This window comes from Vibrio sp. OPT46 (assembly GCF_015163535.1).
In the GTDB taxonomy this organism is placed as follows: domain Bacteria; phylum Pseudomonadota; class Gammaproteobacteria; order Enterobacterales; family Vibrionaceae; genus Vibrio; species Vibrio alginolyticus.
Genome location: NZ_JADDYG010000323.1, coordinates 1 through 13,099, shown reverse-complemented (window position 1 = coordinate 13,099; position 13,099 = coordinate 1). Strand labels below are relative to the sequence as shown.

General features: G+C 43.9%; 15 protein-coding genes. 11 read left to right on the top strand and 4 right to left on the bottom strand.

The features are described 5' to 3' along the window. Window positions 1-379 precede the first annotated feature (379 nt). From htpX to IQR33_RS15330, 9 genes are all read left to right on the top strand, one after another. The gene (gene htpX / locus IQR33_RS15370; RefSeq protein ID WP_005388085.1) at window positions 380-1,249 is read left to right on the top strand and encodes a protease HtpX; all 870 of its coding nucleotides are present in this window, start codon (window positions 380-382) and stop codon (window positions 1,247-1,249) included. Between the two features lie 209 nt (window positions 1,250-1,458). Then, the gene (locus IQR33_RS15365) at window positions 1,459-1,878 is read left to right on the top strand and encodes a nuclear transport factor 2 family protein (protein ID WP_005378211.1); all 420 of its coding nucleotides are present in this window, start codon (window positions 1,459-1,461) and stop codon (window positions 1,876-1,878) included. Next, window positions 1,875-2,600 carry an SDR family oxidoreductase gene (locus tag IQR33_RS15360; RefSeq protein WP_017634393.1) on the top strand — a complete coding sequence of 242 codons (726 nt, stop codon included), beginning with the start codon at window positions 1,875-1,877 and terminating at the stop codon, window positions 2,598-2,600. The genes IQR33_RS15365 and IQR33_RS15360 overlap by 4 nt, the downstream gene beginning before the upstream one ends. A 12-nt stretch (window positions 2,601-2,612) precedes the next feature. Then, window positions 2,613-3,923, top strand: a complete 1,311-nt coding sequence (locus IQR33_RS15355) for an NAD(P)/FAD-dependent oxidoreductase (protein WP_193837452.1) — start codon at window positions 2,613-2,615, stop codon at window positions 3,921-3,923. Between the two features lies 1 nt (window position 3,924). Continuing rightward, window positions 3,925-4,743: a DUF1365 domain-containing protein gene (locus tag IQR33_RS15350; RefSeq protein ID WP_064368029.1), complete on the top strand. Its 819-nt coding sequence runs from the start codon at window positions 3,925-3,927 to the stop codon at window positions 4,741-4,743. Continuing rightward, window positions 4,737-5,993, top strand: a complete 1,257-nt coding sequence (locus tag IQR33_RS15345; protein WP_132936558.1) for an SAM-dependent methyltransferase — start codon at window positions 4,737-4,739, stop codon at window positions 5,991-5,993. The genes IQR33_RS15350 and IQR33_RS15345 overlap by 7 nt, the downstream gene beginning before the upstream one ends. Before the next feature lie 6 nt (window positions 5,994-5,999). Continuing rightward, window positions 6,000-6,512: a DUF2878 domain-containing protein gene (locus IQR33_RS15340; protein WP_193837451.1), complete on the top strand. Its 513-nt coding sequence runs from the start codon at window positions 6,000-6,002 to the stop codon at window positions 6,510-6,512. Continuing rightward, window positions 6,472-7,065 (top strand): chalcone isomerase family protein, encoded by a 594-nt coding sequence (locus tag IQR33_RS15335; RefSeq protein WP_017821712.1) that lies wholly within the window; start codon window positions 6,472-6,474, stop codon window positions 7,063-7,065. Before IQR33_RS15340 ends, IQR33_RS15335 begins: the two co-directional genes overlap by 41 nt. Further along, on the top strand, window positions 7,065-7,598 hold the full coding sequence (locus IQR33_RS15330; RefSeq protein WP_193837450.1) for a DUF3833 domain-containing protein: 534 nt from the start codon (window positions 7,065-7,067) through the stop codon (window positions 7,596-7,598). The genes IQR33_RS15335 and IQR33_RS15330 overlap by 1 nt, the downstream gene beginning before the upstream one ends. Window positions 7,599-7,731: 133 nt before the next feature. On the opposite strand, the gene purB is transcribed toward IQR33_RS15330, so the two are convergent. The 3 genes from purB to mnmA form a co-directional block, all read right to left on the bottom strand. Continuing rightward, complete coding sequence (gene purB, locus IQR33_RS15325; protein WP_005378198.1) at window positions 7,732-9,102, bottom strand: adenylosuccinate lyase; 1,371 nt, start codon at window positions 9,100-9,102, stop codon at window positions 7,732-7,734. A gap of 153 nt (window positions 9,103-9,255) precedes the next feature. Continuing rightward, window positions 9,256-9,873 carry a high frequency lysogenization protein HflD gene (gene hflD / locus IQR33_RS15320; protein WP_005378194.1) on the bottom strand — a complete coding sequence of 206 codons (618 nt, stop codon included), beginning with the start codon at window positions 9,871-9,873 and terminating at the stop codon, window positions 9,256-9,258. Window positions 9,874-9,883: 10 nt separating this feature from the next. Then, a complete protein-coding gene (mnmA, locus tag IQR33_RS15315; protein ID WP_054576398.1) occupies window positions 9,884-11,008 on the bottom strand; it encodes a tRNA 2-thiouridine(34) synthase MnmA in 1,125 nt (374 codons plus the stop codon). A gap of 188 nt (window positions 11,009-11,196) precedes the next feature. Here mnmA and IQR33_RS15310 point away from each other — a divergent pair, with 188 nt between their 5' ends. Together IQR33_RS15310 and IQR33_RS15305 are read left to right on the top strand one after the other, a co-directional pair. Beyond that, a complete protein-coding gene (locus IQR33_RS15310; protein WP_005378190.1) occupies window positions 11,197-11,466 on the top strand; it encodes a hypothetical protein in 270 nt (89 codons plus the stop codon). A 117-nt stretch (window positions 11,467-11,583) separates the two neighbouring features. Continuing rightward, complete coding sequence (locus tag IQR33_RS15305) at window positions 11,584-12,888, top strand: inosine/guanosine kinase (RefSeq protein ID WP_005378187.1); 1,305 nt, start codon at window positions 11,584-11,586, stop codon at window positions 12,886-12,888. Between the two features lie 128 nt (window positions 12,889-13,016). On the opposite strand, the gene IQR33_RS15300 is transcribed toward IQR33_RS15305, so the two are convergent. Continuing rightward, window positions 13,017-13,099: H-NS family nucleoid-associated regulatory protein (locus IQR33_RS15300; RefSeq protein WP_193843815.1), on the bottom strand; the 83-nt coding region annotated here is incomplete at its 5' end.

Here is a 13,099-nt window from a genome sequence, read left to right as displayed (position 1 = left end):
TCTATAGCAGAGCTAACGTACTGTTTTTGGTCTATTAAAAAATTTCTAGCTAAGTTGCTAAGAGGTGATAGATTTAACACCAAGATCATCTATCAATACATGATGGGTAGCTCAGAGCTTATTTCATCATTTTGATAAATGTATATGAGCGGAGGTTCCAGCTCCTACCAAAGCATGTTTTGAAATCGCTTGAATCAAATATTTCAGTCCCGAAAACAAATGTTGCAATTTATTGCTTAACCTTGTTTTTATCGCGGATAGACTATATCTATAACGCACGGAACATGAAAATCAACGGAATTGGCTTTTATAGCGATTACCATTTGTTCCTTATAACAATCCGTTTTAAAAAAACGATAAGCTTCCTCGGAGAAAAGTAATGAAGCGAATTATGTTATTCCTAGCAACTAACCTAGCTGTCGTGCTAGTGCTTAGTGTTGTTCTGAATATTGTTTACGCTGTAACTGGAATGCAACCAGGCAGTCTGTCAGGTTTACTTGTAATGGCTGCTGTATTTGGTTTTGGTGGCGCATTTATTTCGTTGATGATGTCAAAGGGTATGGCGCTACGCTCGGTTGGTGGTATGGTCATTGAAAGCCCGCGCAACGAAACGGAGCATTGGTTAGTCGAAACTGTGGGTCGTCAAGCTCAACAAGTGGGTATTGGTATGCCAACGGTGGCTATTTATGATTCACCAGATATCAATGCATTTGCGACAGGTGCAAAACGAGATGACTCTCTTGTCGCCGTTTCTACTGGTCTTTTACACAATATGACTCGTGATGAGGCAGAGGCAGTACTTGCACACGAAGTGAGCCATATTGCAAATGGTGATATGGTCACGATGACGTTGATGCAAGGTGTCGTGAACACGTTTGTTATCTTCCTATCACGCTTTATTGCCAATATCGTGGCATCGAACGATGATGAAGAAGGCCAAGGTACAAATATGATGGTTTACTTTGGCGTATCCATGGTGCTTGAACTGGTATTTGGTTTCCTAGCTAGCTTCTTGACTATGTGGTACAGCCGTCATCGCGAATTCCACGCGGACGCAGGTGCTGCGCGCCTCGTTGGCAAAGAAAAAATGATTGCGGCTCTAGAGCGTTTGAAGGTGAGTCATGAATCTCAACTGGATGGCACCATGATGGCGTTTGGTATCAATGGCAAGCAGTCGCTGACTGAGCTATTAATGAGCCACCCTCCGCTAGATAAACGTATTGCAGCGTTGCGAGGCCAGCAATACTAATTGTTCCTACTTAAATAATTGTTAATCTGCTGAAAAGGCTTGGTTTTGACCAAGCCTTTTTTTTCGCCGATTGATCGCGTGCGAACTTCATCACGTACTACTTACAGAAATAAAGTTATACAAAATTATTTTTGTACAACTTTGGTGGAATGAACTATCTTGTACATATAATAATTTTGTACAACTTAATGGGCGTGTAGGAGTAAAAAATGGACATACAGTCTGTTGGCAATATCTATCAAAAGCTCAACAAAGCGAACTTACATCTGCTTAAGGATATATATCACCAAGATGTAGTATTTGAGGACGCAGCGCATCGTTTAGAAGGATGGCCAGCACTTTCGGATTATTTCACCTCATTATATGCCAACGTCATCAGTTGTGATTTTGTAATCCATGAGCATCAACAAGTCGGAGATACAGGCTTCCTAACTTGGACAATGGACCTTCAGCATCCCAAACTTCAGAAGGGTGCGCCTATTCTCGTCAATGGTGTTTCGCACCTCAAATTTAGCGAAGGTCAGGTCATTTATCACCGAGACTATTTTGATCTCGGAGAGATGCTCTATGAGCATTTACCGTTACTTGGTTCAGTCGTTAAAACCATCAAGCAGAGGTTAGGACAATGAACAACACCATTTTAATCACAGGCGCCACCTCCGGAATAGGAAGACAGCTTGCCCTAGATTACGCGACCTCAGAATGGAATGTGATTGCTTGTGGTCGGAATCAAGATGTTCTTGCAGAACTGGAGGCAGTTTCTGCCAAAATTCATACATTGCAGTTTGATGTGACAAATTATGAGGAAACTCAGCAGGCGCTCTCTAATTTGCCCTTTACGCCAAACACATGGGTTTTTAACGCAGGCGATTGTGAGTACATGGATGAGGGAGTGGTCGACGCGAAACTCATGGCGCGTGTGATGAACGTAAATGTTGTCGGTGTTGCCAACTGCGTTGAAGGCTGCCAAGTACATTTAGAGAGAGGGCACCGCATTGTTATTGTTGGCTCTATCGCATCAGAAGTGGCACTGCCTCGTGCAGAAGCTTACGGCGCATCCAAAGCGGCAGTCAGTTATTTTGCACGCACGCTCGCCGTCGACTTGAAAAAGAAAGGGATCAAAGTGGTAACGGTGTTTCCTGGTTTTGTTGAAACGCCGTTGACTGACAAAAACGACTTCGAAATGCCAATGATCATTTCTACTCAGCAAGCGTCGGACTCTATCAGGAAGCAGTTAGCCGCCAACAAGACCTATATCTATTTCCCAGCGAGATTTACCAGTATTTTACGTTTTATCTCGTTACTTCCATACAGTTGGCAAGCTCGCCTAACTGCTAAACTCGTATCATAAGAAGGAATAAAAATGAAAACAGCAGGAAGAAAGAAGATAGCGATTGTGGGAACGGGAATCTCTGGCCTTACTTGTGGTTATTACTTGCATAAAGAACATGATGTAACGCTTTTTGAAGCGAACGATTACATCGGTGGCCATACTGCAACCGTTGATGTGAGCCTTGATGGTAGAGAATACGCGATAGACACTGGGTTCATCGTCTATAACGATCGTACGTACCCTAATTTCATTAAAATGATGAGCGAGATTGGCGTTGAAGGTCTGCCGACTCAAATGAGCTTCAGTGTCAGAAACGATGGGAACGGACTAGAGTACAACGGCCACACAGTGTCGACATTGTTTGCTCAAAAACGTAACTGGGCAAACCCTAAATTTTATCGATTTATCTTCGAGATACTTCGTTTCAATAAACTTGCCAAGCGCTTCGCTAGCGAGCAATCTTCGCACTCTCAGACGTTAGGTGAGTTCCTTGACGAACACAAATTCAGTGCTTTTTTTACCGATAACTACATATTACCGATGGGTGCTGCGATTTGGTCGTCGACTTTAGCTGACATGCGCGCATTCCCTCTTATGTTCTTCTTACGTTTCTTCCTCAACCACGGTCTGCTAGATGTGACTAACCGACCACAATGGTATGTGATTAAAGGTGGTTCACGTTCATACATTCCACCATTGACCAAAGGCTTTGCCGAGAATATTCGTCTTAATAGTCCTGTCGAAAAAGTGGTTCGCAACGAAAAAGGGGGTGGCGTTCAAGTTCGCGGAGAAACGCATTGGTTTGATGACGTTATCTTTGCTTGTCACAGTGATCAAGCAATGAGAATGCTAGAGGATATCAGCCCAATTGAGCAGGAAATCTTGGGGGATATGACATACCAAGCAAATGAAGTTGTTCTTCATACCGACTCTGCCGTACTACCAAAACGTAAGGCAGCATGGGCATCATGGAACTACCTATTGGAAGGCAGTGAAGAGCAACAGCAACGCCTCCCTTCGCTCACTTATAACATGAACATTCTTCAGCATATTCAATCAGAACACACGTTTTGTGTAACGTTGAATAGTACTGAGCAAATTAACTCAAATAAAGTCTTGCGTTCGTTCACTTATCATCATCCAGTATTCACCACTGAGTCTATTGCAGCGCAGCAGCGCAAAAATGAGATACAGGGTAAACAAAGTACCTGGTTCTGCGGCGCTTATTGGTACAACGGTTTTCATGAAGATGGCGTGCGTAGCGCGCTTGATGTTGTGAAAGAACTAGAAGAAAAGTACCGCGAACAAAATGTGGTTCCTTTCGAAAAAGGCGCAGCGTGATATGGATAGCCAAATGAACAGCCGATTGTTTATAGGCAACGTTCGTCACCGTCGATTCACGCCGGTGAATCATGAGTTGAACTACTCTTTATTTATGCCCGCCATTGATGTAGACGAGATCGATGCTTTAGAGAAAAAAGTATGGGGTTTTGGTTCGCGTTGGTGGCATTGGGCTCGCTTCAAGCGCAGTGATTACATTGGTGAAGGTAGCGTCAAGTCGGCAGTGCACAGCAAAATTGAAGAACTGACAGGTGTTCGCTGTACCGGCAAGGTAATCGCAGTCTGTCACTTGCGTTATCTAGGACTTTATTTCAGTCCCGTTAATTTCTACTACGTTTATAACGCGGAAGGAGAATGGAAGTATCTCCTCGCAGAGGTGAGTAACACTCCTTGGAATGAACGACATTACTACGTGGTGTCAGCAGATAAAGAAGAAGAAAAGTTTGGTTGGGAACAAGTTAAAGCATTCCATGTTTCACCATTCAACCCGATTGACCAACTCTACCGCTGGAAAATTAAACCTTTGACAGACAAGTTGAATATTCATCTTGAATGTCACAAAGGAGAGAAACACTTTGATGCCACCATGGTTATGAAAGCCAAGCCACTTTCAAGCAAAACCTTATTGAGGTGTTTGATCGTTACACCAATACAAACGGTAAAAGTAATGGTTGGTATTTATTGGCACGCATTAAAACTTTGGGTGAAAGGCGCACCTTTTTATTCTCATCCTAAATATTCAACGCATGAAGAAATAGAAGCCGATACTGAAAAAACAGACAAAAAAAATAAAAAGCACAAGGAGAATTCTGCATGTTAAATACTAGTTCTATGACATTGCCGCGTAAATTGACGACAACGCAAAAAGCGGCTCGCGGAGTTATTTTTCAATGTCTGCAAAAAATGGAAATCGGCTGTTTAACAGTTATTGAAAGTTTTAAGACGGAAACGACAGAGCGAAGCGAGCGTTTTAGTGCGCCAAATGGGGAGTACAGTGGTCAACCTGTTGTCGCTACTATAGAGGTAAAACATCCAGGCTTTTATTCACGGATCTTGCAGGGCGGCAGTATTGCTGCTGGTGAGGCTTATATGGATGGGTGGTGGGATAGCCCCGATTTAACCTCATTAATGAAACTGATGGCCCTTAACATGCGTGCTCTAGATAAACTCGAAGAGCAAGGCAGTTGGTTGACTAAAATACTGTACAAGTTCAGCCATTGGTCAAACAGAAATTCTGAAGAGAACTCACGTAAAAATATCCATGCGCATTACGACTTGGGTAACAACCTATACGAAGCGTTCCTTGACACCAATATGCTGTACTCGTCGGCGCTTTACAATCATGCGGATGACTCTCTAGAGCAGGCTCAAATCAACAAAATGGATCGTCTATGTCAGCAACTTGAGCTGAAGTCTACCGATCATGTTGTTGAAATTGGCACTGGGTGGGGCGCTATGGCGATTTACATGGCTGAACAATACGGTTGTCAGGTCACCACAACAACGATATCTGAAGAGCAACACGCGTACGCGGAGCAAAAAATCAAAGAGCGTGGCTTAGAAGACAAAATCACTCTACTCAAAGAAGATTACCGAAACCTAACCGGCACTTATGACAAGCTCGTTTCTATTGAAATGATTGAAGCTGTGGGCAAACAATTCCTGCCTTCGTACATTAAGGTCTGTGAGTCTTTATTGAAGTCTGGTGGCTTGATGGCGATTCAAGCGATTACGATTGCCGATCAGCGTTACGATTACTACAGTAACAACGTCGACTTTATCCAAAAGTACATTTTCCCGGGTGGTTTTTTACCGTCGGTAACCTCACTAACCCAAGCAACAACAAAGTACAGTGACTTAGTGACGCGAGACTTGTTCGATATTGGTTTGGACTACGCCAAGACGCTGAACGAATGGCACCTTCGTTTTAATCGAGCAGAGAGTGAAGTGCGCTCGTTTGGCTACGACGACCGCTTTGTGCGTATGTGGCGCTACTATTTGAGCTACTGTGAAGGTGGCTTTTTGGCTCGCACGATCAGTGCAGTTCACATGACGTTTCAACGCCCGTAGTTCGTTATGAAGGTATTTCTTGCTTCGACATGGTTCCAACTCTGCTGGTTTGCAGCGGTGCTTGGAACCTATCAATGGCAATGGGTCACGTTATTCCTTACTTTGGCAACCCTACTATATTGTTTGAAAACTGACGCATCTTCGCTCAAAAGTATTGGTGTGATCGCCACGATTGGTCTCGTGCTTGATACATTAAATCAGCAATTTTCAATTTTCATGTTTGCCACTCAATGGTTACCCCTTTGGCTTTTGTGCCTTTGGGTTCTGTTCGCCTGGTATGCCTATCAACTCAAGTCAATTTTGTACCGTTTCCCAAAAACCTACGTATCAATAGTAGGCGGACTCGGAGGAACGGCGAGCTACTTTGCTGGCCATAAACTCCAAGCCGTTGAATTTGGATTCAGCACTGGCGCTACACTGGCAATGTTGTTTGTCGAATGGTGCGTCATGCTGCTCTTGATACTCAAGGTGTACGGAAATGAAAAGCTTGAAGAGAGACTTAACTCAGAGACTGACTAGGTTGCTTGCGTTGGTAATAGTAACTGGTTCTTTTGCTCTGCAAGCTCAACCTGTTGGAAATAGCGAAGCTGCCAGCAACATTGCGAATTGGAAGGGGTGGAAAACTGTTGGAGAAGCCCAACTTACTTGGTTCATCTTCGATATTTATCACTCAAGATTAAAAGCGCCTGATGGAAAGTTTATCGTAAGCGATGACGTATCGCCACATCCCCTTGCGTTGGAAATTAATTACAAGAGAGACATCAGTAAGCAACAGCTGCTTGATGTGACGGATGAGCAGTGGGCGAAATTGGGTTTTACGGACTCATATCGAAAAGCTTGGATCAGCGAGCTCGATCGTATGTTTCCTGATATTCAAAAAGGTGACGAGCTTACTTATCTAACAGATGGAAAATCTGGTCAGCTTTTTTATAAGCAGGTTGGGGACGTGCAAGTAAAGAACGTTGGCATCATTGAAGACGAACGAATGAACGATGCATTTTTGGCTATATGGTTATCACCCAACACAGAATTTCCGAAACTCCGAAAACAATTGATAGGGCAGGTTAGATAGTGTTTAAACGAATTTTTAAAGCAGCGACTTTAGTGGCAGCTGTTTTTCTTTCGGCATGTTCCGCAGACATTGATAATTACCGCTCTTCTACACCGACTTTTGACGTATTCGGTTATTTCGAAGGCGACATAAAGGCGTGGGGGATGGTGCAAGATTATACCGGACAGCAAACGCGTCGCTTTGAGGTCGATATAGTGGGTACTGTAGCGGGTGATACGCTGACGCTGGTGGAAGACTTCGTGTTTGATGACGGAGAGGTGGACCAGCGAATTTGGGTTATCACTAGATTAGAAGACGGTCGTTATGAAGGTAAGGCAGACGATATTATAGGTGTAGCAACAGGGGAAGAGCAGGGCAATGCGCTACAGTGGCAATATGACTTTGAGCTACAAATGGAGGATTCATCAGTGACGGTTGCTTTTGATGATTGGCTTTATCGTCAGGATGACAGACACGTTTTCAATCTAACGAAAATAAAAAAGTTTGGTGTGGAAGTAGGAATAATAACCTTGTTCTTCCAAAAGCAGGCATAACAAATGGGGCTGATCTTCAATTAATAATCCATTCCATATAACTAAAATTATTTTCTCCCGACCTAACTCTCCTAACTAAAAAAGGTTGACGCTTTCGCGTCAACCTTTTAAGTATCTGGTCGTTACAGGAGTATTACAGCTTATCTGTCAGCTCGATTGCTTGACCGATATAGTTCGCTGGCGTCATCTCTTTCAGACGTGCTTTCTCGTGCTCAGGAAGCTCAAGACCGTCGATGAAGTTACGCATTGCTTCGCCGTCTACACGCTTACCACGAGTTAGCTCTTTCAGCTTCTCGTATGGCTTCTCGATGCCGTAACGACGCATAACGGTTTGTACTGGCTCAGCTAGTACTTCCCAGTTCTTGTCTAGTTCAGCAAGAAGGGCTTCACGGTTTACTTCTAGCTTGCTGATGCCTTTAAGTGTCGAAGTGTAAGCGATGATAGCGTAGCCAACACCAACACCAAGGTTACGTAGAACCGTTGAGTCAGTTAGGTCACGTTGCCAACGAGAGATAGGCAGTTTCTGTGCTAGGTGGCCGAATACAGCGTTCGCAAGACCTAGGTTACCTTCTGAGTTTTCAAAGTCGATTGGGTTAACTTTGTGAGGCATTGTTGAAGAACCGATCTCACCAGCAATAGTTTTTTGCTTGAAGTGGCCTAGTGCAATGTAACCCCAAACGTCACGGTCGAAGTCAATCAGGATAGTGTTGAAACGAGCGATAGCGTCGAACAGCTCAGCGATGTAATCGTGCGGTTCGATTTGAGTTGTGTAAGGGTTCCAAGTTACGCCTAGAGACTCTGTGATGAACTCTTCAGAGAACTTGTGCCAATCTAGCTCTGGGTAAGCAGAAAGGTGTGCGTTGTAGTTACCTACTGCACCGTTGATTTTCGCTAGGATCTCAACGTTTTCGATTTGCTTGAATTGACGCTCCATACGGTACGCCACGTTTGCCATTTCTTTACCCATAGTAGATGGAGAAGCAGGCTGACCGTGTGTACGAGATAGAAGAGGAATGTCGCGGTATTCCACTGCTAGTGCTTTGATAGCGTCGATTAGGTTACGGATTTCTGGAAGAATCACGTTCTCACGCGCTTCTTTAAGCATTAGAGCGTGTGATGTGTTGTTGATGTCTTCAGAAGTACATGCGAAGTGGAAGAACTCGTTTACTGCGTGCAGTTCAGGAACGTCTGCTACTTTCTCTTTTAGGAAGTACTCAACCGCTTTTACGTCGTGGTTAGTTGTACGCTCGATCTCTTTGATACGGCGTGCATCTTCTTCAGAGAAGTTTGCAGCAAGGTCGTCTAGGAATTGGTTTGCTTCTGCGCTAAACGCTGGCACTTCTGCAATTTCAGCAGTAGCAGCAAGCTTTTGTAGCCAGCGGATTTCAACGATAGTACGGTATTTTAGTAGACCGTATTCACTGAAAATTTCGCGTAACGCAATTGTCTTGCTTCCGTAACGGCCGTCTACTGGTGAAACAGCAGTCAATGCTGACAGTTCCATGATGTTCTCCTGAATTGGGTTTCTAAATTTCGTGAGCTTTATACCAATAACTGTGGCAATTGTCACGAATATTGCGCAAACGTTTGCGCGGGATTTGTTTTAGTCGAAAAAAATGAGCTCGCGATAAACGCGAGCTGCTTATTTGATATTTTACTACAGACGAGCAAGAAGGATTTGTGCTTGCTCTACCATCTTCTTGCGCCCGAAGATTAGGTGGCGACGCTTACCACCAACTTGACGCCAAAGAACTGCACTACGAATGCCAGATAACAACAGCGCACGAACTTTGTGTTGGCTTGCCGTCTGCTGCAGTACAGATGGCGTGCCCGTTACTTGAATGCGTGGGCCAATAGGGCTAACGACATCCAGATAGATGCTCGCTAAATTGCTGATCATTTGATCGTCTAGTAGCTCAAAGTGCTCTGACTGACGCTTGGCCATCTGAATACGATCACCAAGCTGAGACATAGCATCGTTACGAGAGCTTAACTTACGCTCTAACGCCATTAAACTAATAATGTAACGAGTAATTTCACTGCCTGATGGTGTGCTATCAATCCCCTTAACCAAGCACTCTAGGCCGAGCTTTAGATCGGCTTCGCGACCGAATACGCCAACTGTGTTAGCAGGGTTCGTGCTCAAAATAGCGTTGATTGATGTTTCAAAAGCATCTTGATCACAATGTCCGTTTCTCGCTACCTGTTGAACTAAAGCAACAGCTTGGCAAATCCCAGCGAAAGCGATAGTACGGTCATAAAGTGTATTCGCCACGTAACGACTCCTAAGCTTGAGAATATTTAATGCGTTGCTCGATGATGCCGCCACCTAGGCACACGTCACCTTTGTAGAACACTGCTGATTGACCTGGAGTTACAGCAATTTGTGGCTCGTCAAAGATAACTTTAATGTTTTCATCATCGATAGGGATGATTGTACAAGGAATATCTTCCTGACGGTAACGAGTTTTCACTGTGCACTTCATAACATCGCGAATTGGCTCACGATCTACCCAGTGAAGTTGTGATGCAAGTAGACCTTCTGATTTTAACATTGGATGGTCTTTACCTTGAACGGCAATCAAAACGTTACGTTCTAGATCTTTCTCACCAACGAACCATGGGTCCTCGTTACCACCGCCGCCTTTACGGCCACCGATGTGTAGACCTTTACGCTGACCAAGCGTGTGGTACATCAGGCCTTGATGTTGACCAATCACTTCGCCTTCAGGTGTTTCGATGTTACCTGGTTGAGCTGGAAGGTAGCGACCTAGGAATTCAGTAAACTTGCGTTCGCCGATGAAACAAATACCCGTAGAGTCTTTCTTCTTCGCCGTGATTAGATCTTGCTCTTCCGCGATGCGGCGTACTTCTGGCTTCTCTAGGTCACCAACAGGGAATAGGCTACGTGCGATTTGCTCGTTGCTTAATGTGTACAGGAAGTAGCTTTGATCTTTGTTGCCATCTAGACCACGTAACATTTGTGTTTTTTCACCGTTTTCTGGGAAAGAGCGACGCACATAGTGGCCCATTGCAATGTAATCAGCATCAAGTACTTCATCAGCGAATTCTAGGAATGCTTTGAACTTGATTTCTTTGTTACAAAGAATGTCAGGGTTCGGAGTACGGCCCGCTTTGTATTCAGCAAGGAAGTACTCAAATACGTTATCCCAGTATTCGGCAGCAAAGTTGATAGTGTGTAGGTGGATGCCTAGCTTGTCACATACTGCCTGAGCGTCAGCAAGATCTTCTGCCGCTGTACAATATTCTTCGTTGTCATCTTCTTCCCAGTTCTTCATGAAAAGGCCTTCTACTTGGTAGCCTTGCTGCTTTAGAAGATACGCGGAAACAGATGAATCAACGCCGCCGGACATACCGACGATGACTTTCTTTTGGCTGTTATCAGACATTACTAAACACCACTTAAATAAACGGGATGCAGATTCTATCAGAATCCACAGACCGGTGACAGATCCGAGATCGAAATCACAATTCGTTTCGCTGGATTTTTCTTCAACAAAGATTCGAACGAGTAATTTCGCAAGTATAGAAGAGGTATATATGGCATAGTTGGCCAAAATCCAAGAGGAAACATCAAATGACAGAAGAAAACCAATTTATGCAAGAAAGTGAGTTGATTGAAATTGTTGAAAATCAGCTCGAAGATGGTAACCCGCTTAAAGTAAAAGAAACCCTTATGCGTTTAATGATGACTGGCACACCACGTGAAGATGCGGTTGCGATGATGGCATGTGCGATGTCAATTGAGATTTTTGATGTAATGAAGAATGAGGGTGAGTTCAACCTAAAGCGTTATAGCGAGCACCTTGAGCAACTACCAGATCTCAGCTTTATGGAAGGTGAATAAGCCACCTAAAAGAAAAAAGTAGTCAGCAAACGTTTGCTATAATCGCTTTTATTGCTGCTTTATTATTAGCGGTATAGAATCCGCTCTCCTTTTCATCCCCTTACTCAGACTGACAATATGAAATTTCCTGGACAACGCAAATCGAAGCACTATTTTCCTGTTCATGCTCGTGACCCGCTGGTGAGCCAAGCACAAGAAAGCAAGAAGATGACGCGCACTCACATCATTGGTATTGACCAAACCTTGGTTGATATTGAAGCAAAAGTTACAACGGATGTGATTGAAAAGTACGGTCTGAGTAAAGGTCACTCTCTGGTTATCGATGACGAAAGAGCAGAAGAGTTATACCAGCAACTGAAAGAAGAGAACTTGATTACCAATGAGTATGCGGGCGGTACAATTGGTAACACGCTACATAACTACTCCGTGCTAGCGGATGACCGCTCCACACTACTTGGAGTGATGAGCCAGGATATTAAGATTGGCAGCTACGGTTACCGCTATCTTTGTAATACATCAAGCCGCATGGACTTGAACTACCTACAAGGTGTAGATGGTGCAATTGGCCGTTGTTTTGCTCTTATCACAGAAGACGGTGAACGTACTTTTGCTATCAGCGAAGGGCAAATGAACCAACTCCATCCTGATAGCATTCCAGAGAAAATCTTTAAAAATGCATCAGCACTTGTACTGACGTCATATCTAGTACGTTGCAAAGACGGCGACCCAATGCCGGAAGCAACAATGAAAGCAATTGAGTACGCGAAAAAGAATGATGTGCCTGTTGTTCTGACTTTAGGCACAAAGTTTGTTATTCAAGATGACCCTAAATATTGGCAAGAATTCATTCGAGATAACGTTTCAGTCGTTGCGATGAATGAAGATGAAGCAGAAGCACTGACGGGGGAATCTGATCCACTTGCTGCGTCTGATAAAACATTGGAGTGGGCTGATCTAGTATTGTGCACGGCGGGTCCTGTAGGTCTATTTATGGCTGGGTATACGGAGGATAGCGCGAAGCGCGAAACTTCTTTGCCATTACTTCCAGGGTCAATTGCTGAATTTAATCGTTATGAATTCAGTCGTCCGGCGAAAAAAGACTCATGCGAGACGCCAATAAAAGTGTACTCGCATATCTCGCCATATATGGGTGGCCCAGAAAAAATTAAGAATACAAATGGCGCAGGTGATGCTGCGTTATCTGCTGTTCTTCATGATATGGCAGCAAATAAATACCATAAAGAAAATGTGCCTAATTCAAGCAAGCACAGTAACGAGTATTTAACTTACTCTTCTTTTTCTCAAGTCTGCAAATACGCAAACCGTGCTAGCTACGAAGTTCTCGTGCAACATTCACCACGATTGTCGCGCGGACTTCCTGAGCGAGAAGATAGCCTAGAAGAAGCATACTGGGAACGTTAATACGAAGCGATTTAATTAACTATTCTGTAACTAAAGTAAAAGGCACATTAAGAAATGTGCCTTTTTTATTTGTAATGGTTTAAATAAAAAAGGCTCCCTATGGGAGCCTTTTAAAAAATAGCACGGATCTAGATTAGGAACTCATCCAGAGATTTACCTGCATCAAGTTGCTCTTGAATCGCCGAAGGTGTACGACCTTGGCCAGTCCAAG